This is a genomic window from Flavobacterium ichthyis, assembly GCF_009915155.1.
Taxonomy (GTDB): Bacteria; Bacteroidota; Bacteroidia; order Flavobacteriales; family Flavobacteriaceae; genus Flavobacterium; species Flavobacterium ichthyis.
In genome coordinates this window covers 213,671-235,522 of sequence record NZ_JAABLM010000003.1, presented here as the reverse complement: position 1 = coordinate 235,522, position 21,852 = coordinate 213,671, and the positions used below count along the sequence as shown (strand labels likewise).

The following is a 21,852-nucleotide window of genomic DNA, read 5'->3' as shown; positions in this document are numbered from 1 at the left end:
ATACAAAACAGAATAATGTTTCTCTAAAACTAACTTAACACATTCTAATTTAAATGCGTAATCATACTTAACTTTTCTTTCCATAAAAAATGCCCCAAATAGTGTCTAACTTTTTGGGGCATGTTCAAAGTTGCGTTTTTTTTTTAAATAGCTTAGATTATAAAACCGGTTGTAAAACTCTGTTTACACCGTGAATAACGCCATTTGATGCTTGAATGTCTGCTTGAAAAACTCTTGATAGATTGCTAGCAGAATCACGAACATCAACAGTATTTGTCCCTAAAATAATGGTTGTACTTTGTACAGGATCTGTAAACATCGGAACTACTTGGTTATTTGATAATTGAGTTGAGCGAACATTTCCAGCAGTAGTTACATGGTACTGTAAAACTTTTGTGACAGCAGCATCTGAAGCACCATTGGCAAATCCACCAGAACCTAATGCAGTCGCAAAAGCTGCATTGTTTGGAGCAAATAATGTTGCAGGAGCGGAAGGCGTCAAACCAGACAGCGCGCTTAAAACACCACTTTGAGCAGGACTTGTTACTACAGTTTGTAATGTTTCAAATTCGGGATTGTCAATAACATGGTCAACGATAGTCGGAATTTGGATTACTCTATCTACCACATGAATTACCCCGTTGCTCGCTTGAATATCAGCTGTCGATTGCGTGGTTGTGGCTCCTTTACTATCAACGCCACCATTAATTGTAATTGTTCCACCTGATTTTTGCAAAAACATACTGATACCAGGACCATTTGCAGCAGAATTTAAAGTTGATAAGGTAGTGGCATATCCTGAGGCAGGAACTTCAGAAAAAGTGATTTCATCGCCAATTACGTGATACAGTAAGATTGCTCTGAGTGTAGCCTCAGGCACATTTTCTACCGTAACTGTATTTCCCGGAGTGCTAATTGATGAGAAAAATGTGTTAAATGCAGCATTGGTAGGGGCAAAAACGGTATATTGTCCCGAGCCATCTAAAACCGTTGTTAAGCCTGTTCTATTTAATGCAGTTACAAGAACTGAAAAATCGCCGTTAGCAGCAGCGATATCTGCAATAGTTTGTGGCTGATTAGAATTGTTGTTGTCATCGTCACTACATGATAAAATAGTCAATGCCAAGCAAGCGATTGTACATTTTTTGAGTAAGTTTTTCATAATAAAATTGGTTTAATGTTTAAGTAAAATTATATATTTAAAATTTATATAAAAACAATAAAACTTAATAAAAACTAACATTTAATAATAAATTAACTATTTTAGCTACAAATCATTAAAATAATGTTAATTCAGATAATTGTTATTTTGTAGATTTTTTTTATTTAAATAAATTATTAGAGATTGTATTGATGATAAAAACTAATCATATTATATTATTTGTTTTCTTTTTCCGTTACTAATTAAAAATTAATTTTGCATCGATAATTATCCTATACTATGAAATACTTTTTTATCATATTGATTTTTACGTTTAAACTTTTTGCCCAAGATACTAATATGCTAGATGCCAATGGAAAACGCCATGGTTTATGGAGAGGCATTTACGAAACTTCAAAAAGACCTCGCTATGAAGGTACTTTCAACCACGGAAGAGAAACAGGAATTTTTAAATTTTTCGATGATACCAAAGCAGGATCAATTATTGCTACGCGTGATTTTACGGCAGTTGACGGTTCTGCATATACTATTTTTTTCGACCAAAATGGCAATAAAGTCAGTGAAGGTAAAGAAGTTAATAAATTGGCCAATGGTTTGTGGAAATATTACCACTTTAAATCGCCGGAAATAATGACGCTCGAATATTATGTCGAAGGAAAACTTAACGGGGAAAGAAAAGTTTTTTATAAAAACGGAATCCTTGCTGAACAAGCTAATTTTGTAAACGATGTGAAAGACGGAACTTATAAAAAGTTCAACGAAAAAGGCACCTTGCTGGAAGAATCTTTTTATAAAAATGGTGTGCTTGATGGTCCCGCAATGTTTGATGATGGTTTTGGTAAAGTAACTAAAGGTCAATATAAAGACGGCAAAAAATTTGGAATTTGGAGCTACTTTGAAAATGGAAAGTTGATGAAAAAGCAAAATCCTAACAAAATCAAGCAAGACAAATTTAAAATTGACAGCAAAAACAAAGACGCCAGAAAACGTCCGGAAAATCGTCAATAAAAAATACCAATCATGATATTATTGAAACAAATGCCGCAATTATTTTAGTTGCGGCATTTTGCGTAATTTTGCAAACATAAATTATAAAAAATGAAACGCGTTGTTGTTGGACTTTCCGGAGGTGTAGATTCGAGTGTTGCGGCTTATCTTTTAAAAGAGCAAGGTTACGAAGTAATTGGTTTGTTCATGAAAAATTGGCACGACGAATCGGTAACTATATCTAATGAATGTCCATGGTTAGAGGATAGTAATGATGCACTTTTGGTTGCTGAAAAATTAGGAATTCCTTTTCAAACGGTAGATTTGAGCGAGCAATACCAAGAAAAAATCGTCGATTACATGTTTAGCGAATATGAAAAAGGCCGAACACCAAATCCCGATGTTTTGTGCAATCGCGAAATAAAATTTGATGTGTTCATGAAAATCGCCCTAAGTTTAGGAGCAGATTTTGTAGCAACAGGTCATTATTGCAGAAAAACCGAAACTGAAATTAACGGTGAAAAAGTTTACCAATTGCTTTCTGGTGTGGATTCGAATAAGGACCAATCCTATTTTTTGTGCCAACTTTCCCAACAACAATTGGCGAAAGCACTTTTTCCTATCGGAGAACTGACTAAACCACAAGTTCGAGAAATTGCAGCTAAAATGGAATTGGTAACTGCTGATAAAAAAGATTCACAAGGATTATGTTTTATTGGAAAAGTTCGTTTGCCCGAATTTCTTCAACAAAAATTACAACCAAAAGAAGGACATATTTTTGAAGTGGCAGCAGATGCTAAAATTTTTGAAAAAAAAATAGAAACTTTTGATTCGAAAGAAGAAGAACTGGCATTTAAAGCAGCAAAATTGCCTTACGTTTCTCAAGCCGGAAAAAAAGTAGGTAAACACCAAGGCGCTCATTATTTTACCAAAGGTCAACGAAAAGGACTCAATGTTGGCGGCACGAAAGAACCACTTTTTGTCATCGAAACCGACGTCGAAAACAATATTATTTATACCGGACAAGGCCAAAATCATCCCGGATTATTCAAATCCGCTTTGTTCATAGAAAAGAGCGAAGTGCATTGGATTCGCCCCGATTTAAAACTCAATTCAGGCGAAACGATGGAAGTGATGGCGAGAATTCGATACCGTCAACCCTTGCAAAAAGCCACTTTGCACCAGTTTGAAAATGGAATGTATGTAGAATTTAACGAACCGCAATCCGCCATTACCGAAGGTCAATTTGTTTCATGGCATATTGGAGATGAATTAATTGGCTCTGGTGTAATTGCTTAAAAATTCTTTAAAAATAATTTAAACCGAACAATAGTTCGGTTTTTTTTGAAATTTTACATCGGCGATTTTCGTAACTTTGAGGGAAGAATTACAGAAACGCGTTATGAAAAAAATTACATTTCTAATATTTATACTAATTGGTTTTCAGTCCTTTTCTCAAGAAGACGCATGGATTTATTTTGCTGACAAGCCAAATGCCGCAACATTTCTCTCAAATCCGTTAACAATGCTTTCTCAACGAGCACTTGATAGAAGAACTGCTCAAAATATTTCGTTAGATTTAACGGATGTCCCAATTTCTGAAAATTACATCACGCAAATTTCTAATAGTCCAGGAATTGTGATTATGGCAAAATCCAAATGGTTAAATGCCTTGCACATTCGCGGTTCATTGTCGGCAATTCAAAATCTGCAAAATTTCACTTTTGTAGATCGCGTGGAATATGCCAATAAAAACTTAAACGCTCCTGCTAGAATTTTATCCGAAAATAAAGTCCAAATTCAGCAAAAAAATCTCGAAGTTCAGGTAAATTACAATTATGGAACTTCTGGAAACCAAATTCAAATGTTGAATGGACATTTATTACACCAACAGAATTTTACCGGAAACGGAAAAATAATAGCTGTAATGGATGCTGGATTTCCTAATGTCAATACTGCTTCGCCGTTCGCAAATTTGCGAAATAATGGAAAAATTTTTGGGGGTTACGATTTTGTAAATCGAAGTGATAATTTTTATTCAGGCGGTTCCCACGGAACGTTAGTGCTTTCCACAATGGGTGGTTATGTGGAAAATCAGTTAATTGGGACTGCACCAAATGCATCGTATTATTTGTTCACAACAGAAGACGTTTCGAGCGAGAATCCTGTGGAAGAAAGTTACTGGGTTGAAGCTGCCGAAGTGGCCGATAGTTTAGGAGTTGACATTATCAACACTTCATTAGGATATTTTAATTATGACAATCCTAATTATAGCCATAGCTATCTTGACATGACAGGAAATAGAACTTTTATTTCTAGAGGGTCAAATATGGCTTTCGCCAAAGGCATGATTTGTGTGACTTCTGCCGGAAATTCTGGAGCTTCGACAAATCCTAATATCGCTGCTCCAGCAGATGCGTTCAATGTTTTGGCGGTTGGAGCAGTTACACCAGCGCAAGCTTACGCAAGTTTTAGCTCGATTGGACCTTCTTATGACGGAAGAATAAAACCTGATGTGATGGCTCAAGGACAAAATTCAGTTGTGGCTACAACCTCGGGATCAGTTGGTTTGGCAAATGGGACGTCTTTTTCAGGACCAATTATGGCTGGAATGGTGGCGTGTTTATGGGAAGCGTTGCCCAATTTTAACAATGTAGAAATAATGCAAATCATCAAAGAATCAGCGCATTTATTTTTGAATCCTAATGAACAATTTGGCTACGGAATTCCTGATTTTGCAACCGCTTTGTTGAATGGTTTAGAGGTGAAATTTAATGAACTTAGTGCAACAAAAATTTATCCAAATCCTACGGAAAATAATTTATTTGTACAATTAGCAAAAGAAAATTCTCGTGGAAAAATTGTTTTTTACAACCAAATTGGGCAGAAGGTTTTAGAGTTTATTTTGAATGAAAACCAAAATCAATTAAATATTCAACATTTACCAGCGGGTTTGTATTTGTACCAAATAGAAAGTGGCGGTTTTTTTGAAAATGGCAAAATTGTGAAGAAGTAAGATTTTGTATTAATGTGTGGAGCCGTTACTTAAAACTTTGTAACGGTTTTTTTGTGTTTTAAAGATAGCTTCTGTACAAAAATTTGTAAGTTTGGCAATAGCCGAAAGTTTCCTGATAAAAAAGACGTTTTTCCCATAGCCACGTCCCGAAGCGTCGGGAGAGGTGATAGCTATTTTGTGGAGATTTTCGGAGCAAAATACTAAAGCCGAAAGCGGAAAAATGTCCCGAAGCTTCGGAAGCCAAAAACGCAGGGACGATTCGATTCATAAATAATAAAAAATGAACAAAATAACCGAACTTTTTAAAATAAAATATCCTGTAATTCAGGGAGGAATGATTTGGAACAGTGGCTGGAAACTTGCGAGTGCCGTGAGTAATTGCGGTGGTTTGGGCTTGATTGGAGCTGGATCAATGTATCCTGAGATTTTGCGTGAAAATATTCAAAAATGTAAGAAAGCAACGGACAAACCTTTTGGTGTGAATGTGCCGATGTTGTACCCGAATATTGAGGAAATTATGCAGATTATTGTGAACGAAGGTGTAAAAATTGTGTTTACCTCTGCTGGAAATCCTAAAACTTGGACGAATTTTTTAAAGGAAAAAGGTATTACGGTGGTTCATGTGGTGAGCAGTTCTAAATTTGCATTGAAATCCCAAGAAGCAGGAGTTGACGCGGTTGTTGCCGAAGGTTTTGAGGCTGGAGGACATAACGGTAGGGAAGAATTGACAACTATGACATTGATTCCTATGGTGCGGGAAAAAATTTCGATTCCGTTGATTGCCGCTGGTGGAATTGCTACCGGAAATGCGATGCTTGCCGCAATGGTTTTAGGGGCTGATGGTGTACAGATTGGGAGTAGATTTGCGGCTTCGGTAGAAAGTTCTGCTCATGAAAATTTTAAGCAAAAAGTGGTGGCAATTGGCGAAGGCGAGACGCACGTGACACTTAAACAATTGGCTCCTGTTCGTTTAATCAAAAATAAATTTTATGAAGAAGTGCAAACAGCTTACGCTAATTGTGCTTCAGTTGAGGATTTGAAAATTTTGTTAGGTAGGGCTCGTGCCAAACGCGGAATGTTTGAAGGTGACTTAGATGATGGTGAATTGGAAATTGGGCAGGTTTCGGGGTTGATTCATGAGGTAAAACCAGTAAGCGATATCATGACGGATTTGATTTCGGGATTTGAAAAAGCGCAAAATGAAGTTTCGAAATTTACTTTTTAGAAATAAAAAAAAGTTCGCCATTACGGCGAACTTTTAATATGTTATTCATGTCCGAGATTATAAATTTCTCTAATGTTTTCGAGGGTTTTGTCAAAATTAATATTTAAGTCAATTAATTTCCCGGAATGAATGTCGAAAACCCATCCGTGAACTTTTAAATCTCTCTCAATGATAGCTTTTTGCACTTCGGCAGTTTTTACTAGATTCACACATTGTTCCTGAACGTTCAATTCTATCAAGCGGTTGTAGCGTTGGTTTTCGTCATTTATCGCATTCAATTCTGTTTTATGTAAACGATAAACATCACGTATATTTCGCAACCAAGGATTTAATACGCCTAAATCTTGGGCTTGCATGGCGGCTTTTACACCTCCACAAAAATAATGTCCGCAAACCACTACGTGTTTTACTTTAAGATGTTCAACTGCATAATTTAAAACTGACATAGCGTTCAAGTCGATACTAATCACCATATTAGCAATATTTCTATGAACAAAAACTTCGCCGGGTTGAACACCCATCATATCTTCTGCTGTAACACGACTATCGGAACATCCAATGTAGAGAATATCTGGATTTTGCCCCTTGGATAATTCGCTAAAATAATTGGGGTCTTTTTCTAATTTTTCGGAAATCCATTTTTCGTTGTTTTGAAATACTTTTTCTAATTTCATAGTTTTACATTAAAATATTATTAAAAGGAGTAATTGGTTCAGGTAAATTATTTTGATCAAACATATCAAGTAAATCAATTTCAATTGTTCGGGAAATAGCGGTTATTGGTACGTCGTTTGCGCTACCTTCAAAAGGATTTTCGGTACTTTCACCCACACGATCCATGGTGACAAAAACCCATCCCACCACAATGGTAAAAGGAATGGTAAGCCATACGAATGAATCGCCTAATTTTTGAAACTCGTTTAACATTCCAAACGGGATAAGCAATACAAACAACCAGATGACAATGGAATTGATTGAAGCAAATTGCCGTGGATACGGGAAATTTTTGATTCGTTCGCATTTGCCTTGTTGGTCGTATAAATCACTTAATCGCTTAGAAAGCTCCACATATTCGAAGTTACGGATTTTTCCTTCATTTGACAAATGTTTCAAATTTTCGCTTTGAAGCGCGATAATTTGGGTCGCTTTATTTTTTTTGGTCAAAATAACTTGCAGTTCTTTATCCGAAAGGTATTTTGCCAATTCTTCATTGAGGTTGGTTTGTCGTTCCTCAGTTCGGTAAAATTTGGCATATTCTTTATTGTAAGATTTGTCCATGTTTTCCCAAGTTCGGGGTTCGCGCAACTGAAATCGTAAAGCGGTTAACCAAGCAACATGACGGTTTATAAATGCCAAACGGGTGTTTTCATCATCAACAATAAAATCTCTGACCATAATCCCAAAACTCCTACTGGAATTGATAATTGCGCCATAAATTTGTCGGGCTTCCCACAGACGGTTATAGGTTTGGGTATTTTTAAAGCCCACGATAAAAGCTGCTGCAGTTCCAATCAAAGCAATTGGAATCCACGGGAAAGCAATGAAAGTACAATCGAAAATTTGATAAACAACAGTTGGAATGACGGCAATGGGAATTATTTTATAAATTTCGGTTCGGGTCCAAATGATAAATTCTTTTAAACTGTATTTTCTTCCTGCGTTCATCTTGACTTTTTTAAGGTGAAAAAAATTGAGCAGTAAAAATATAAAAGTGCTATCGAAAAATAATGTTTTGAATAATATTTGTGATAAAACACTTATTTATAAAAAAAAAGCTTGTTGTATTGAAATAGATACAGCAAGCCTTAACTCAAAATAAACCCTATGAAACTTTAATTTTTGATAAACTCCACGCGACGGTTTTGTGCTTTTCCTTCGGAAGATTGATTGTCAGCAATTGGTTGGCTGTCGCCTTTACCGTCAACATTTAGTCTGCGTTCGGAAATTTTATATTTTGAAACTAACTCATTTTTAACTGATTGTGCTCGTTGTAATGACAGGCTTATGTTTTTTTGTTTATTTCCGTCAGCATCTGTATGACCTATAATGGTTAGGGAAAGAGAATTGTTTTCTTTTAAAATTGTGGCAATTTCAGAAATCGTGGCATTGGATTCGGGTAAAATTGTAGCAGAATTGGTATTGAACAATATGGCATTGGTACTAAATTTTCCTTCGTTCATTAACTTTGACCGAATATCTTCGCCGGAAGAAGCCAAACGAATGTTCGCAATGTGAAAATTATTTTCAGCTTTTGATTCGTAGCGACTAAATAACAAGGTATTGAATTTTTGGTTTTCGTTAAAAATTGTAGGCAAATCCCAAATTTTATCACCGTCGAGATATACTCTTAACCGCTGGTTTTGTCGCCAAATTTGTACCCTAACTTGATTATTATTAACATTAAAACTGTTCAGTGATTTGATTTTGTTTGACGAAATTTTCTCGCTGTTTTCCCATAATTCATATTCGCTGTAACCTAATTTTTTTCCACCTTCTTCTTGCGGATGAAGCATGAGCAGCAGACCATTTCGCTTGTCTTTTCCTTGTTTTTCTTTGTATTTGTTCCAAATATTGAAATCCTTTTTGTTTTTTAAATTGGCAAAAACAATCCAAAGTGGATAATCGTAATAGGAAAAAGTATCAGGGACAAATACATCAAATTCTAAAGTAAAATTTTCTGGTAGTTGTTTTACATTTTCCATCAAAAAAACGCCGGGCGAACTCATTTCGAGCCAACGGTCATTGTGAAGAGTAACAATTTTTCCGGATGCATTGGTATTCCAAAAGGGTGGAAAATCGCCTTCGTTTCCTAGTTTAAAATTTTCTTGAACAATGATATTGTTTCCTGGTTCAAAGTCTGAATTGGTTTTATTTCCGGATTTGCGTCCGGAATCTTTTTCAGTTTTATCATTTTTAGAATCTTTAGATTTTTTCTTTGATTTTCCTTCTAAAACGCCGTCTATCGCTTCATCCGTTTTTTTTGAACTTTCTCGTTCTACTCTACGTTCTACGGTTCGTTCGGCAGCTTTTTTGGCTTTGTCGCCTAGTCCTTTCAAAAATTGGGCATGAGTATCATTTGCGAAAGCAAAAAATAAAAACCCGCCGATTATGAGATGAATTTTTTTCATGATATTTTTTTTATTGTTAGTCAGGCGTTTTGTCAAAAGTGATTTCGGTTCCCATAAACTCGGTAACCATCACTTCAGTAGTAATGTTTGTCACCACCCACGGATGAGCAGAATCTTCCTGTAAATAGTAAGCATTTTCGCCAATGAGTGTGTAATTTGCGGTTTCAACTGGCATTTGCAAACAATCGCCTGCCAAAGTATAAGTTTGTTGTCGATGGTAAGTACCGTTTGAAAAAAATTCAAAATAGGTTTGTCTCATGCAGTAGGGATAGGTGTCGCCACTGCTTTGATAATACCATTTTCCGGAGGTTAATAAGTCTTGGAAAGTGGTTTCTGGTTCGCGATCGTCGTTGCTGCATGAAATTTGCGTAAGCGATAAAATCAAAATAGCAGTAATTAATCTGAATTCTAAAATTAGAGTTTTCATGATTTTAGAGATTTAATTAACCTGCGGTTTTGTCAAAAGTTAAATCATGATTGGTTCCATCGTCCATAATTTGTCTCAAAACCATTGTATTTTGGCTAATGGCGACAATTTGAAGCGAATTTGTGTTTCCGGCATCGTCCCTAAGTAAAAGATTGTTATTGGACAATAATTCAAAATTGAGATTTTGTAAAGGTTGATTTTCACAAGTACCTTCGACCATTTCAGTGATGAATAGAATTAATAATCCATCTTCAGAAAAATCAAAATATTCTTGTCTGTCGCAAGAAGTTATTGATATAATAGTACTCGATTGAAAATACCAACGGCCAGAAGTGAGCAATTCCATAGTGGAAGGTTCGGATTGGTCATCATCATTGTTGCAAGAAATAAATCCGGATAAGGCAATTCCAAATAAAAAAAGCATTAAAAATCTTGTAGCGAATGTTTTGTTTAATATTTTCATGATTGTATTGTATTAAATTTATAATTATTTAGTCAGCAACTTCTATAGGGAAATTTGAAAAATAGCCGTTACTGATGGTTACAATGTCTCCGGAAGTTGGACCGACTAATGTACCTGCAAAACTTCCGCTGAATCTTCTATTACTACCAGAACCCTCGATTTCTTCAATTGTTAGGGTAAAAGTTGTGGACGACATTCCTCCTAAATAGGTTTTGTTATTGAGTTTTGTAAGTGCTACCCCACCGTCATTGTCATCGTTTAAAATATAAGTTCCGATGGAGATTTGTTCTGGCGTTGAAAAAATTGCCGAAAATGAAGAAATTTCTCCATTAAAAGTTTCGTCAGTTCCTGCAACGGTAAAATTGTGTTGACCGTCCGTAACCGAACTTCCAATTACCGCCGAATTACTACTCCAAAAAAATCCCGACACATTAAAACTAATGTAAGGATCTAATGCAACATTATTATTGCTATTATCATCACTGTTGCATGCCGTAAATAACACTATGCAGGTTATTTTTAATAAAAAAGATAATCGTTTCATAATATTTTATTTTTATAGTAACAAAGTTTGGTTAAAAAGTGTTAATTTGTAATAGCATAATAATGCGTATCTTTTTAGTCAACAATTAACATGATGAGCCATGAAAAGATTGTTTTTTTTTCTTTTCTTGTTAAACAATTTCGCTGTCAATTCGCAGCAACTTGACGACAATTATATCAATCAAAAGTTAGAAGAGGCAAGTAAATTAAACCGTCAGTTTGAATATGATCAGTCATTTGCGGTTTTAGATAATTTGTACAACAAAGCTTTGCAGGAAAATAATCAGCTCGTTGCCGGAATAGCTTTGATTAAAAAGACGGCTTATCAAATTGTTCTTGATGAAAATTTCGCTAACAATATCGATTGGAAAACAATTGAAAAATTACAACCCGAAACTGAGCCCGAGAAAAATATTTTCAATGCTAAATTATTGCTGCTCAAATCTGGCTTGGCACAAAAGCAAGACAACCTATCACAAGCATTTCAATATTTAGACCAAGCGCTTCAAACTTCTGGCAAAATAAAAGACAATGCCGATATTTTAGGCGAAATTTATTTGTTATACGGACAATTAAAGGCCAAAGAATCTGAATATGTTGAGGCCAATTCCTATTTCTTGAATGCGCTGCAACTGGCTAAAAAGATTGGCGACAAAAATTCAGAAGGAACGATATATGGCGAACTGGCAAACACCTCTTTTTTAATGGGTGAAAAATCCAGGGCAAAAGAATACGCAAAGCAAGGAATTGAGATACTCAAAGAGTTTGACAATCGCGAAGAGTTAATTATTCAGTTGAGTAATTTAGGTAGAATTTATCAGTTAGAAGGCGATTTTGAGTCAGCAATTCCTTATTTTTCAGAATCGGCTGAATTGGCTTCAAAGTCAAAAAGCAAGGAAACAATTTTTGTGAGTTTGGTAGATTTGGCTTTGGTTTATCATGCCAAAAAAGACCGCCCGAACGCATTAAAATTTATGCAACAAGCCATCACCGAAGGCAAAAAAATGAATCGTCCAAAATTATATCGTTATATTAGAATGGGGGCGATGTTCGCCGGATATGTTGGTGATGAAGCATTGATGAACCAATTATACGAAGAGAGTTTTATTTTGGCAAAACAAGCTAAGGATAAAGATGCGCTTCGGGATTGGAACGGTTCGCAGAGTTTCTATTATGCCAATGTTAAAAATGATAAAGCGAAAGCTTTTCCGTTTTTAGAAAAATTTCATGCCTACAAAGACAGTATTTTAAACGAGAAATCACGAAAAGATTTTAATGAACTCGAAATAAAATATCAGTCCGAAAAAAAACAAGCAGAGATTGAAAGATTGGCGCGAAACGAAAAAATTCAAGAGTTAGAAATTGAAAGAAAAAACGCGCTTTTACGAGGAAATTTATTGGAAGCCAACGAAAAACAAAAAGAAATTGAACTTTTAACTACGCAAAATACTTTGGCTCAACTAAAAGTAGAACAGCAAAGGAAAACAATTAGCTTGCGTGAAGCACAAGTTTTGAACTTTGTTCAAGAGAAAAAAATTGCCAAACAACAAGTTTTGCTTAATCAGGCGAAACTGAAAAACGAAAAACTCAATCGCAATTTAGCCATCCTTTTATTCGTCATTTCGGGAATAATTTTTGCTTTTTTGTATAATAGAATGTTGCTTCGCAAAAAATTAGAACAAAAGAAAATTTTACTTTCTGAAAGGTCGAGGATTGCCTCTGAACTTCATGATGAAGTCGGAAGTACATTGACGGCTATTAATTTAATGTCTTATTCCACAGCGAATAAAATATCAGAACCTGAATCAAAAATTCAGCTTCATAAAATTTCCGAAAACACGCAATCTGTTATGGAAAGTATCAGTGACATCGTGTGGAGTATGAATCCAGACAATGATACTTTTGATAAAATGATTATCCGAATGAAGGAATTTGCCGTCAATGTACTCGAGCCGCAAAATGTTGATTTTCAATTTCAAATAGAAAACGGATTGGAAACAGTTAAATTCTCCCCCGAAAAACGCCGCGACTTTTATTTGATTTTTAAAGAAGCGATGAATAATTTGGCAAAATATGCACAAGCATCTTTGGTTAAAATTAGCATTAAAAAAAGTAATAAAAACATCATTTTTAAAATTGTGGATAACGGAAAAGGATTTAATGTAAACCAAAAAAATTCCGGAAATGGACTCAAAAACATGAAGCATCGTGCCGAAAAACACAATGGTAAATTTTTGATTACTAGTAGTTTTGGTAGAACTGAAATTAATCTACATTTTCCACACGCATAAAAATGCTATTTTTTTCTTGAGCTACAATATGTTACTTTACTTTAAAATTTTCTCCAATGATTAAAGTTGCAGTTTTTGAAGATAACATTGCTTTGCGCGAACAATTGATGCTTTTACTCCATCAGCCTCAAAACAAATTGACTTGCGTTGGAGGTTGGGAAAATTGTCTCCAAGTCGAAAAAATTATCCAGCATTATCAACCGGATATTGTGTTGATGGATATCGATATGCCTGAAGCTGACGGCTTTGTAGGGCTAAAATACATTTCGCAAAATAAGCCTAAAATTCCTGTAATTATGCTTACTGTTTTTGAGGATGACAAAAATGTTTTTGAGAGCATTTGTTTGGGTGCCAAAGGATATTTGCTGAAAAAATCTTCGCCGGAAAAAATTATTGAATCCATTCATGATACTTTAAATGGAGGTTCTTCAATTAGTCCGGAAATCGCCAGAAAAGTCATGACTGCCTTCGCTTCAATAAAGAAAATGATTAAACCTGATTATAAGTTAACGCTTCGTGAAAAAGCGGTTTTGCAGTCGTTGGTTGATGGAAATAGCTATAAAATGATTGCCTCTGAGTTGGATATTTCGATTAATACCGTTCGGCAATTTATCAGAAATATTTACGATAAACTTCAAGTACATTCTATGAACGAAGCGGTTTCTAAAGCTATCAAGCAAAATATTTTATAAAAAAAAGCGATAATCTTCCCCAGATTACCGCTTCAAAGTTTTTTACCGAAATTTTCTAAAATTTATTTTCCACTTCTGCAGCCTGAAGCATCAAATAATGCATATCAGTATTTTTTACAAAAGGTTTTAATAATGCACTTCCCGGTCCATAAGCCGCTAATTCCACATAATCTGCAGAATGATCCATGCTTATCCAACCTACAGAGTTGTATTTTTGTTGAATGTCAGAAAGGGCTTTAAACGGCAATTTTTTATAATTATACAAACCATCTTCAGACTTGTGCAAACCGTTATAATACGATAAAATCTCCTTCGCTTCTTCATCTGAAACCGCATGACTATTGCTGGTTTTAAATTTTTCTTTTATTTGAGAAACAGTTGTGTTGGCATTGAAACTATTTAAAATTGCTTCGTTCGTCTGTGTATATTTTTGAATGACATCAAAATTATCATTCGCTTTTTTGCCATATATCACACCAGGATTTGCATTTCCGTGATCAGTGGTAATGATGACTAAAGTTTCTCTGTCTTTTTCGGCAAAATCCATTGCTACTTTAATGGCATCGTCAAAAGCAATCTGATCGTGGATTAAACCCGCAATATCATTGGCATGTGCGGCCCAATCTACCTTTCCGGATTCAACCTGAAGGACAAAACCTTTTTTGTGGTCTTTCATTCGGTCAATCGCTTTTTGGGTCATTTCTGCTAAAGTAGGAATTTTTTTCTGAAGATTTGCATCATTCTGTCTGTCAATAGAATATGGAACGGCATCATCTTCAAAAACACCCAAAATAGGTTGGTTATTGTTAGTAGCCAAAAGTTCGTCACGTGTTTTGGCAACTTGGTAACCTTTGGCATAAAATCCTGAAAATAAATCTTTTTTGTCTTTTCTAAGCGAAGCATCAAAATGATTTTTTCCGCCGCCAAGCATCACATCAAACTCTAAATCTAGGTACATTTCGGCAATGTCATCCATGGCGCTACGTTTTTTGCTGTTTACACAAAAACCTGCTGGAGTGGCGTGAGTAATGGCAACAGTTGTTACGCAACCCGCCATTTTTCCGGCTTTTTTAAATTTTTGGAGAATGGGTAAATGTTCTTCGCCATTAGGTCCAACATTTAGCGAACCATTGTTGACGCGAAATCCGCCTCCCCAAGAAGAACTTCCGGCAGAAGAATCTGTCACAATAGAATTTGCCGAAGCGGTATCCATTAAAGCACGGGAAACTTTATTGTCTCTGTACAATTGTAGCCAATTAGAACCTTTACCGTATTTTCTGTTCAAAAATAAATCTGCCATATTAAGCGTTCCGGAGCTCATACCGTCGCTTACCATAAAAATAATATTTTTAGCTTTTTTGTTTCGGCCAACTGATTCTATGTCTAAAATTGATGCCGAAGCCTGAAACGGATTCATCACTGCAGCTCCTAAAGTAAAGAGCGATCCGTTGCGAAAAAATTTCCTTCTGTTCATTGGAAAATTAAATTGTGTTTGCGACAAAGGTAGGTATTTTCACAACGAGTTTTTGTTTAAGAAATTGTTATCTGAGGTACAATTCACCAAGAATTTATGTTTGTTTGATAATCATCAACCGGTAGTAATCTTGTTTTTAATGTTTAAATAAAATGTTTATATGAATTTAATCAAATATCTGGTTTATAAATATTTAAATATGTATTTATTTTGTAGAAAAAACCATTATAAACAAAATCTATAATGGCTTTTTTTGCCGATTTCGATTGATTTAAACGATTGTACTATTTTCAAAATTAAATGCCACTTGATTTCTTAAAATGTCATCAATCGTTTCATGGTTGCGAATTAAAATCGCTTCGTTTTCGTGCCATAAAACTTCGGCTGGTTTGAGTCGGGAATTGTAATTAGAGGCCATTGTGAAACAATAAGCTCCGGCATTTTTAAAACACAAAATATCACCTTCTTTAATCTCCGCAATTCTGCGGTTGGTGGCAAAAGTGTCGGTTTCGCAAATGTATCCCGTAACCGAATAAAATCGTTCTTTACCTTTTGGGTTGGAGATATTTAAAATTTCGTGAGATGAACCATAAAACATTGGACGGATGAGATGATTAAAACCGCTGTTGATTTGTGCAAAAACGGTTGAAGTAGTTTGTTTTACCACATTCACTTCGGCTAAAAAATAACCTGCTTCGCTTACCAAGTATTTTCCTGGTTCGAAAGCCAAGGTAAGGTCTTTCCCATACTCTTTGCAAAAGGCATTAAATCTTTTCGACAATTTTTTGCCTAATTCTTCAATATCGGTTTCAATGTCGTCTTTTTTGTAAGGCACTTTAAAACCGCTACCAAAGTCGATGAAATCTAAATTTGGAAAATGTTTTGCGGCGTCAAATAAAATTTCGGCCGCATAAAGAAAAACTTCAATATCCAAAATATCCGAACCTGTATGCATGTGAATACCGTTAATGTGCATATTGGTATTTTCCACGATACGCAAAATATGTGGCAATTGATGTACGGAAATTCCGAATTTACTATCAATGTGACCTACAGAAATATTGGCATTTCCACCAGCCATAACATGTGGATTGATGCGAACGCAAACCGGAATTTCGGGATATTTGGCGCCAAAATGTTCTAAAACCGAAAGATTATCGATGTTGATTTGAACACCAAGATGTGCTACTTCTTCAATTTCTTCAAAGGAAACACCGTTTGGGGTATAAATAATTTTTTCTGGCGAAAAACCAGCATGTAATCCCAACTGTACTTCTTGCAAGGAAACAGTATCTAAACCTGAACCAATTGATTTGAATAGTTTGAGTATGGAAATATTTGAGTTGGCTTTGACGGCATAATTGATTTGAAGATTGGCTACTTTGCCAAACGCGGAAACTAGTCGAAAATATTGTGATTGTATTTTTGCCGAATCGTAAACATAAATTGGCGCCTGAAAGTCTCGCGCAATTTGTAATAATTGAGAATGTTGCATGTTGATTTTCTTTTTTTTTGGCAAAATTAAATTGCAAAATTCGACTCTAAAAAAAAAATGTATTGAAATAACAAAAAACAACATATTGTTATTTTAATTCTTAAATATTATTTAAAAGGATTATTTTACAACACATTTTAGAATAGCCCGGATAGCAGCGAAAAGCCTTTTGCACCAAAAAACAATTTTTTCCTCCGGAAACGGAGCGACCTGCGGAAGCTCCCGTTGCCGGATTTGGAAAAAAGTTTTTTGGGAAAAAGCTTGTAGCGAATAGCCGGAATAGCTCCTAAAAAACAGAATGTAAATATTTGAAAATATTGTTTCGCTGGTTAAATAGTATTTGTTATTTTTGTGGCACCCGAATTTTTGGGAGATGAAACAGACAAAAACTTCATAAAAATGGATATACACGAATACCAAGGAAAAGAAATTTTGGCCAGCTATGGCGTGAAAGTTCAACGCGGGCATATTGCAAATAATCCGCAGGAAGCAGTAGCTATGGCAAAACAATTAACTGCTGAAACCGGAACAGGATGGCACGTGATTAAAGCGCAAGTTCATGCGGGAGGTCGCGGAAAAGGCGGTGGTGTAAAATTGGCTAAAAATTTACAACAAGTTGAGGAAATTGCAGAGCAAATTATTGGAATGCAGTTGATTACGCCTCAAACTTCTGCCGAAGGTAAAAAGGTACACAAGGTTTTGATTGCCGAAGATGTATATTATCCGGGCGAAAGCGAGACCTCTGAGTTTTACATGTCGGTGCTTTTGAACAGAGGAAAAGGAAAAAATATGATCATGTATTCTACTGAAGGTGGAATGGATATTGAGGAAGTTGCCGAAAAAACACCTCATTTGATTTTTACAGAAGAAATTGATCCGCTTGTTGGATTACAAGGTTTTCAGGCGAGAAGAGTGGCGTTTAACTTAGGTTTGAGCGGTGTTGCTTTTAAAGAAATGGTTCAGTTTGTGGACGCACTTTACAAAGCTTACGTGGGCAGCGACGCTTCGATGTTTGAAATTAATCCGGTTTTAAAAACTTCTGACAATAAAATTATTGCGGTTGATGCCAAAGTAAATCTTGACGACAATGCTTTGTACAGACATCCGAAATTAGCTGAAATGCGCGACGTTCGTGAGGAAAACCCAATTGAGGTTGAAGCGAAAGCTGCCGGACTTAACTATGTGGATCTTGACGGAACCGTAGGTTGCATGGTTAACGGTGCTGGTCTTGCGATGGCAACGATGGATTTGATTAAATATGCTGGTTTTGAACCTGCAAATTTCCTTGACGTTGGTGGAACTGCTGATGCAAAACGCGTTGAGTTGGCTTTCAGAATTATTTTGAAAGACCCTAACGTAAAAGCAATTTTGATTAATATTTTTGGTGGGATCGTTCGTTGTGACCGTGTGGCGCAAGGAGTTATCGACGCTTACAAAAATATGGGCGACAGCATTAAAGTGCCAATTATCGTGAGATTGCAAGGTACAAATGCCGAATTAGCAAAAGAAATGATTGACAATTCTGGAATGCCGATTTTATCTGCGGTGCAATTCCAAGAAGCTGCAGACCAAGTGAAAGCTGCTTTATCTTAATTGAACAATCTTAGTTATATAAAGAATCCCGTTTGAAAAAGCGGGATTTTTTTATGGGAAAAAGTCGAGCAAAGCTTGGTAAGGATCGCCTTTTAAGTTTAATAATTTAGCAAAAGCGGGTTCTGTTTTCAATCCGGATTTTTTAAGTCGAAGGATTTCCTGCCGAAAATTCTCTCCTTTTTCCGCCAAAATTTTCGCTTCGGCAATCATGTGTCGGTAGCCGTTTTGTTGTTGAACGGGAACATTTTGTCCGAAAATTTCTATTTCAAAACCGTCCAAAAAAAAGTTAGCAATGACAGTTGAAATGCCGTTTACAATTCTTTTTTCTAAAGAAAATTTTTCCGCTTTCGCAAAATGTACTCGGATGTGGTTCATGAAAATTTCGGCATCATCACAACAGCACAAAATATCTAAATCGCTGGTTGCTGTGGCAATATTCAGCGGAATGGTTCCAGCCAAAACAGGGGTGAAGCGACTCAGTTTTTGCATTACTTCGTATTTTTCCAAAACAAAAAACGCTTCTTGCTGAAGCGTTGTTCCGTTTTTTAAATATGCTATTGACAAAAAATCAATCACTCTGATTTTTTCTTTTTGCCGTTGTTAAATTTCACTTTTTCTACCACCGAAGGTTTGGCTTCCGCTTTTTTTGGTTTGAAATTTTTCGCCGGACTTTTTGAGGCAAATGGTTTTTTTGCGGCCGGCTTCTTAGCATCGTCTTTGGGTTTCACACCTTTTGCCGGTGCTTTTATTTGCGCTTTATTTTTTTCCAAAACATCTTTCGCATTTGTAGGATTTTCTTTAGTGCCTCTCAAATGAATAACCAATCCGTTTAAGAAATTACGCAACACTTGATCGCCACAATTTTTATAATTAGGATGATCTTCCGAACGGAAAAAAGCGCCTAATTCTGCCTTTGAAATCCGGAAATCTACCAGTTCTAAGATTTCTACAATTTGATCGTCTCGCAATTGTAACGCAACACGTAACTTTTTAAATATATCGTTATTAGACATGACTTTATTTTTTACAAAGATAGATTTTATCTCTGTTTAATCACAAAGTGCACATAGTAAAAAGCGCGAACTTTTTTATTTTTTATCTAGAACTTTTAGAATAATAAAATTGATTGGCGAACATGGAGTGAAAAAATTACATCAACCACAGTACCGCTTCTGCAAATCCTTCCCGCCATAATTTTTCGTTGTGTTCGCCACCTTTTATCTCTACAAATTTGTCTAGTTTTAAGCAATAACAACGGTTTTCGTCGAGTAATTTTTTCATTCGTTGCATTTCATTTACCAAATTTTTACTTTCCTTATCGCCATACAAAAAGAAAATTTTCGCCTTAATTTTTTCTGACTTTTGCGTAAGCGAATAAATTTCTTCAGAAAACCAAAAAGATGGGGAAAAAACGCCTGCTTTTCCGAAAACTTCTGGATATTTTAAAACCGCGTAATACGAAACTAATCCACCAAGAGAACTCCCGAAAATGACGGTGTTTTTTGCATTAGATTTGGTTCGGTATGTTTTATCGATGTGAGATTTTAAATTATTGACGATAAAATCTAAATACACATCGGCTTTTCCGCCACCATATTTTTCATTTGGAAAAGGGGTTAATTCATCAATTCTTTTTTCGTTTCCATGTTCGATTCCCACTACAATTGCCTTTGTTTTCAAACTATCAAGCGTTTCGTCCACTTGCCATTCACCTGCAAAAGAAATTTTGGCATCAAATAAATTTTGAGCGTCGTGCATGTAAATCACAGGATATTTTTTCGTGGAATTTTCATAACCAATGGGCAGATACAACCAGATTTTTTTGGTTGTGGAAAGTTGTGGCGCTTCAAGTTCAAATTGCGAAACGGTTCCTTTTTGAGCAAAAAAAGATATTGGAAGAATCAGGAATAAAAGGAGATATTTCAATTTTTTCGTTAAATTAATTTTAAAATAATACATTAGCTAAAAATACTTATTTTATGCCACATCACACAGAAAAATTACAATTGCTTGCAGATATGATTGCTTTTGCTATGATCGATGGAGAATTGCACCCCCGTGAATATTTATTTTTAAAAATTGTAGCACAAGCATTAAACGTTTCAGAGATTGAATTAAACAACTTGTTCAGGGAAGAATTGCCTTCCGCAAAACCTAAAAACGAGTTCGAGCGTGTGCAACACTTTTACCGCATGGCATTGCTGATGAAAGCTGACGGTATCTCGCATAACCAAGAACAAATTGCTATTCAACAATTGGGGATTAATATGGGACTTGATCCTTTTGCTACCAAACGGCTTTTAAACTTAATGGAAAATAATCCGCAGGGAACAGTTACTCCAGACGTCTTATGGAGTATTTTTATGGAGCAGAAAAATTAAAAATATTAAATTTTAATTATTTGTTAATCTTAACAAACGTTTTTTTTTTTTTTTTTGATTAATATTGTTAAATAATCTTAAAATTAACAATTATGAAAAATTTATTAGTTTTTGTGCTTTTAATGTGTTTTTCTGTTGGAGTACAAGGTAATGAGAAACAATTTGAAGATCTTACGTAATATGTGAAAAATCGTCCATTAATGGATTAGATTTGAAGGATGAGAGCATTATGAGATGAGAGAAAACAGGTGCAAAAAAAATTATTCTTGAAAAAATCATCTGTTTCTGAAGAAGTTAAGATTGTTGATGGAGAGTATCCTATATTAAGTGATAAAGAAGGAAGATACCTAGAGGTTGATATGCAGACTTAAACAAAATGACTTCATTATACCGCTATACATTACTAATAGCGGTATATACATTTGAAAAATCCTAAAATATTTTCCCATGAAAAAACTCCTCATTACCATCGCAATCCTGCTTTCAATTTTTGTTTTATTCCTGATTTTTTTTGGAGATAAATTGAATGTAAATGTTTCTACAGAAAAATACGAAAACAGTAAGACTTATAAACAGTTTATTGATACCGATTAATTGGTTGTCATCAACAATTGGGCTTCATGGTGTACTCCTTGTATTGCAGAAATTCCTTTTTTAAATCAGTTACAAGAAAAATATGGAACGCAGGTTCATTTTTTGTCTTTTTCTCATGATAAAGATACGTCTGCTACGGTACAAGCCATCAAACAACATCACTTCAATTGGAAAGAAATTACGTTGTTTGATTACCAATTTAAACAGTCGATTAAAAGTAAATTCAATGAAAATGTTGGAATCGTAAGCTTAAACGTAAACGAATTGCCATTCACTCATTTTGTAAAAAATGGAAAAATCATTTTTACCAAAAAAAGACAATTAGATTCTTTGGAAACCGTAAAATTGATTGAAAGTCATTTAAAAAAATAAACAGCGCAT

The 21,852-nt window shown here is 35.2% G+C and carries 23 protein-coding genes; 10 read left to right on the top strand and 13 right to left on the bottom strand.

The annotated features are described in order from the left end of the window. Positions 1–157 precede the first annotated feature (157 nt). Positions 158–1,162, bottom strand: a complete 1,005-nt coding sequence (locus GV828_RS04010; RefSeq protein WP_166536188.1) for a fasciclin domain-containing protein — start codon at positions 1,160–1,162, stop codon at positions 158–160. Positions 1,163–1,441: 279 nt separating this feature from the next. On the opposite strand from GV828_RS04010, the gene GV828_RS04005 reads away from it, so the two are divergent. The 3 genes from GV828_RS04005 (at position 1,442) to GV828_RS03995 (ending at position 5,165) form a co-directional block, all read left to right on the top strand. Then, the gene (locus GV828_RS04005; protein WP_166536187.1) at positions 1,442–2,170 is read left to right on the top strand and encodes a toxin-antitoxin system YwqK family antitoxin; all 729 of its coding nucleotides are present in this window, start codon (positions 1,442–1,444) and stop codon (positions 2,168–2,170) included. Between the two features lie 90 nt (positions 2,171–2,260). Further along, positions 2,261–3,448: a tRNA 2-thiouridine(34) synthase MnmA gene (gene mnmA / locus GV828_RS04000; protein WP_166536186.1), complete on the top strand. Its 1,188-nt coding sequence runs from the start codon at positions 2,261–2,263 to the stop codon at positions 3,446–3,448. Between the two features lie 103 nt (positions 3,449–3,551). Further along, positions 3,552–5,165: a S8 family serine peptidase gene (locus GV828_RS03995; RefSeq protein WP_166536185.1), complete on the top strand. Its 1,614-nt coding sequence runs from the start codon at positions 3,552–3,554 to the stop codon at positions 5,163–5,165. A gap of 58 nt (positions 5,166–5,223) precedes the next feature. On the opposite strand, the gene GV828_RS03990 is transcribed toward GV828_RS03995, so the two are convergent. Continuing rightward, positions 5,224–5,433, bottom strand: coding sequence for a hypothetical protein (locus GV828_RS03990; RefSeq protein WP_166536184.1), 210 nt, complete (start codon positions 5,431–5,433; stop codon positions 5,224–5,226). 12 nt (positions 5,434–5,445) lie between these two features. On the opposite strand from GV828_RS03990, the gene GV828_RS03985 reads away from it, so the two are divergent. Continuing rightward, positions 5,446–6,390, top strand: coding sequence for an NAD(P)H-dependent flavin oxidoreductase (locus GV828_RS03985; protein ID WP_166536183.1), 945 nt, complete (start codon positions 5,446–5,448; stop codon positions 6,388–6,390). A gap of 41 nt (positions 6,391–6,431) precedes the next feature. Here GV828_RS03985 and GV828_RS03980 read toward each other — a convergent pair whose 3' ends face one another. From GV828_RS03980 to GV828_RS03955, 6 genes are all read right to left on the bottom strand, one after another. Further along, entirely contained in the window at positions 6,432–7,064 is a 633-nt protein-coding gene (locus GV828_RS03980; RefSeq protein ID WP_166536182.1) for a carbonic anhydrase, read from the bottom strand. Positions 7,065–7,068: 4 nt separating this feature from the next. Then, on the bottom strand, positions 7,069–8,055 hold the full coding sequence (locus GV828_RS03975) for a bestrophin family protein (protein WP_166536181.1): 987 nt from the start codon (positions 8,053–8,055) through the stop codon (positions 7,069–7,071). Between the two features lie 167 nt (positions 8,056–8,222). Next, entirely contained in the window at positions 8,223–9,518 is a 1,296-nt protein-coding gene (locus GV828_RS03970; protein WP_166536180.1) for an OmpA family protein, read from the bottom strand. Between the two features lie 16 nt (positions 9,519–9,534). Then, complete coding sequence (locus GV828_RS03965) at positions 9,535–9,945, bottom strand: hypothetical protein (RefSeq protein WP_166536179.1); 411 nt, start codon at positions 9,943–9,945, stop codon at positions 9,535–9,537. A 16-nt stretch (positions 9,946–9,961) separates the two neighbouring features. Beyond that, complete coding sequence (locus GV828_RS03960) at positions 9,962–10,408, bottom strand: lipocalin family protein (protein ID WP_166536178.1); 447 nt, start codon at positions 10,406–10,408, stop codon at positions 9,962–9,964. 28 nt (positions 10,409–10,436) lie between these two features. Further along, positions 10,437–10,952, bottom strand: coding sequence for a hypothetical protein (locus tag GV828_RS03955; protein ID WP_166536177.1), 516 nt, complete (start codon positions 10,950–10,952; stop codon positions 10,437–10,439). 100 nt (positions 10,953–11,052) lie between these two features. Here GV828_RS03955 and GV828_RS03950 point away from each other — a divergent pair, with 100 nt between their 5' ends. Together GV828_RS03950 and GV828_RS03945 are read left to right on the top strand one after the other, a co-directional pair. Next, a complete protein-coding gene (locus tag GV828_RS03950; RefSeq protein WP_166536176.1) occupies positions 11,053–13,242 on the top strand; it encodes a tetratricopeptide repeat-containing sensor histidine kinase in 2,190 nt (729 codons plus the stop codon). A 56-nt stretch (positions 13,243–13,298) separates the two neighbouring features. Continuing rightward, the gene (locus GV828_RS03945; RefSeq protein ID WP_166536175.1) at positions 13,299–13,934 is read left to right on the top strand and encodes a response regulator transcription factor; all 636 of its coding nucleotides are present in this window, start codon (positions 13,299–13,301) and stop codon (positions 13,932–13,934) included. 55 nt (positions 13,935–13,989) lie between these two features. On the opposite strand, the gene GV828_RS03940 is transcribed toward GV828_RS03945, so the two are convergent. Together GV828_RS03940 and lysA are read right to left on the bottom strand one after the other, a co-directional pair. Then, the gene (locus GV828_RS03940) at positions 13,990–15,408 is read right to left on the bottom strand and encodes an alkaline phosphatase (RefSeq protein WP_166536174.1); all 1,419 of its coding nucleotides are present in this window, start codon (positions 15,406–15,408) and stop codon (positions 13,990–13,992) included. Positions 15,409–15,679: 271 nt separating this feature from the next. Further along, positions 15,680–16,987 (bottom strand): diaminopimelate decarboxylase, encoded by a 1,308-nt coding sequence (gene lysA / locus GV828_RS03935; RefSeq protein WP_262885807.1) that lies wholly within the window; start codon positions 16,985–16,987, stop codon positions 15,680–15,682. A gap of 315 nt (positions 16,988–17,302) precedes the next feature. On the opposite strand from lysA, the gene sucC reads away from it, so the two are divergent. Further along, the gene (gene sucC / locus GV828_RS03930; RefSeq protein WP_166536172.1) at positions 17,303–18,496 is read left to right on the top strand and encodes an ADP-forming succinate--CoA ligase subunit beta; all 1,194 of its coding nucleotides are present in this window, start codon (positions 17,303–17,305) and stop codon (positions 18,494–18,496) included. Between the two features lie 51 nt (positions 18,497–18,547). Here sucC and GV828_RS03925 read toward each other — a convergent pair whose 3' ends face one another. The 3 genes from GV828_RS03925 to GV828_RS03915 all read right to left on the bottom strand — a co-directional run bounded on the left by GV828_RS03925 (position 18,548) and on the right by GV828_RS03915 (position 20,422). After that, a complete protein-coding gene (locus tag GV828_RS03925; RefSeq protein WP_166536171.1) occupies positions 18,548–19,072 on the bottom strand; it encodes a DUF4269 domain-containing protein in 525 nt (174 codons plus the stop codon). Continuing rightward, the gene (locus GV828_RS03920; RefSeq protein WP_166536170.1) at positions 19,069–19,509 is read right to left on the bottom strand and encodes a DUF1456 family protein; all 441 of its coding nucleotides are present in this window, start codon (positions 19,507–19,509) and stop codon (positions 19,069–19,071) included. Before GV828_RS03920 ends, GV828_RS03925 begins: the two co-directional genes overlap by 4 nt. A 136-nt stretch (positions 19,510–19,645) precedes the next feature. Further along, positions 19,646–20,422, bottom strand: coding sequence for an alpha/beta hydrolase (locus GV828_RS03915; RefSeq protein ID WP_235935410.1), 777 nt, complete (start codon positions 20,420–20,422; stop codon positions 19,646–19,648). A 53-nt stretch (positions 20,423–20,475) separates the two neighbouring features. Here GV828_RS03915 and GV828_RS03910 point away from each other — a divergent pair, with 53 nt between their 5' ends. From GV828_RS03910 to GV828_RS03900, 3 genes are all read left to right on the top strand, one after another. Then, a complete protein-coding gene (locus GV828_RS03910; RefSeq protein ID WP_166536168.1) occupies positions 20,476–20,877 on the top strand; it encodes an excinuclease ABC subunit B in 402 nt (133 codons plus the stop codon). A 447-nt stretch (positions 20,878–21,324) separates the two neighbouring features. Then, on the top strand, positions 21,325–21,471 hold the full coding sequence (locus GV828_RS03905; RefSeq protein ID WP_166536167.1) for a hypothetical protein: 147 nt from the start codon (positions 21,325–21,327) through the stop codon (positions 21,469–21,471). Further along, positions 21,472–21,843 (top strand): TlpA family protein disulfide reductase, encoded by a 372-nt coding sequence (locus GV828_RS03900; protein ID WP_166536166.1) that lies wholly within the window; start codon positions 21,472–21,474, stop codon positions 21,841–21,843. Positions 21,844–21,852 lie beyond the last annotated feature (9 nt).

Excerpts from the sequence above, each read along its gene's own strand:
- GV828_RS03955 (WP_166536177.1), bottom strand. The coding sequence starts at position 10,952 with ATGAAACGATTATCTTTTTTATTAAAAATAACCTGCATAGTGTTATTT.
- GV828_RS03945 (WP_166536175.1), top strand. The coding sequence starts at position 13,299 with ATGATTAAAGTTGCAGTTTTTGAAGATAACATTGCTTTGCGCGAACAA.
- mnmA (WP_166536186.1), top strand. The coding sequence starts at position 2,261 with ATGAAACGCGTTGTTGTTGGACTTTCCGGAGGTGTAGATTCGAGTGTT.
- GV828_RS03920 (WP_166536170.1), bottom strand. The coding sequence starts at position 19,509 with ATGTCTAATAACGATATATTTAAAAAGTTACGTGTTGCGTTACAATTG.
- GV828_RS03980 (WP_166536182.1), bottom strand. The coding sequence starts at position 7,064 with ATGAAATTAGAAAAAGTATTTCAAAACAACGAAAAATGGATTTCCGAA.
- GV828_RS03910 (WP_166536168.1), top strand. The coding sequence starts at position 20,476 with ATGCCACATCACACAGAAAAATTACAATTGCTTGCAGATATGATTGCT.
- GV828_RS04005 (WP_166536187.1), top strand. The coding sequence starts at position 1,442 with ATGAAATACTTTTTTATCATATTGATTTTTACGTTTAAACTTTTTGCC.
- GV828_RS03975 (WP_166536181.1), bottom strand. The coding sequence starts at position 8,055 with ATGAACGCAGGAAGAAAATACAGTTTAAAAGAATTTATCATTTGGACC.
- sucC (WP_166536172.1), top strand. The coding sequence starts at position 17,303 with ATGGATATACACGAATACCAAGGAAAAGAAATTTTGGCCAGCTATGGC.
- lysA (WP_262885807.1), bottom strand. The coding sequence starts at position 16,987 with ATGTTGTTTTTTGTTATTTCAATACATTTTTTTTTTAGAGTCGAATTT.
- GV828_RS03940 (WP_166536174.1), bottom strand. The coding sequence starts at position 15,408 with ATGAACAGAAGGAAATTTTTTCGCAACGGATCGCTCTTTACTTTAGGA.
- GV828_RS03905 (WP_166536167.1), top strand. The coding sequence starts at position 21,325 with ATGAAAAAACTCCTCATTACCATCGCAATCCTGCTTTCAATTTTTGTT.
- GV828_RS03990 (WP_166536184.1), bottom strand. The coding sequence starts at position 5,433 with ATGAATCGAATCGTCCCTGCGTTTTTGGCTTCCGAAGCTTCGGGACAT.
- GV828_RS03970 (WP_166536180.1), bottom strand. The coding sequence starts at position 9,518 with ATGAAAAAAATTCATCTCATAATCGGCGGGTTTTTATTTTTTGCTTTC.
- GV828_RS03995 (WP_166536185.1), top strand. The coding sequence starts at position 3,552 with ATGAAAAAAATTACATTTCTAATATTTATACTAATTGGTTTTCAGTCC.
- GV828_RS03960 (WP_166536178.1), bottom strand. The coding sequence starts at position 10,408 with ATGAAAATATTAAACAAAACATTCGCTACAAGATTTTTAATGCTTTTT.
- GV828_RS03965 (WP_166536179.1), bottom strand. The coding sequence starts at position 9,945 with ATGAAAACTCTAATTTTAGAATTCAGATTAATTACTGCTATTTTGATT.
- GV828_RS04010 (WP_166536188.1), bottom strand. The coding sequence starts at position 1,162 with ATGAAAAACTTACTCAAAAAATGTACAATCGCTTGCTTGGCATTGACT.
- GV828_RS03950 (WP_166536176.1), top strand. The coding sequence starts at position 11,053 with ATGAAAAGATTGTTTTTTTTTCTTTTCTTGTTAAACAATTTCGCTGTC.
- GV828_RS03985 (WP_166536183.1), top strand. The coding sequence starts at position 5,446 with ATGAACAAAATAACCGAACTTTTTAAAATAAAATATCCTGTAATTCAG.